Genomic DNA, 218 nt, shown 5'->3' on the forward strand with positions numbered 1-218 from the left:
CAGGATGCGGAGCGGACGACTCCGATGAAACTCATCTTCAATTACAACGATGTCTTCTTCAGTTTCTATTACGACGATCTGGGCGGCTGCATCCATCGTTCCCGCGAATACGCTCTCAACTACGTCTACTCGGGTGAGATGGTGCTCGACAACGGCACGGAGGAGATCCGCGTCGGGAAAGGCGAATGCGTCTTCATTCCGCGCGACCTCCACATCAC

At 55.0% G+C, this 218-nt stretch carries 1 pseudogene; it reads left to right on the plus strand.

Features of this window, described 5'->3' with window-relative positions:
* Window positions 1-24: 24 nt before the first annotated feature.
* A pseudogene (locus QZ298_RS08620) lies at window positions 25-218 on the plus strand (AraC family transcriptional regulator); the annotation flags it as partial.

This window comes from uncultured Alistipes sp., from assembly GCF_910580175.1.
Classification (GTDB): domain Bacteria; phylum Bacteroidota; class Bacteroidia; order Bacteroidales; family Rikenellaceae; genus Alistipes.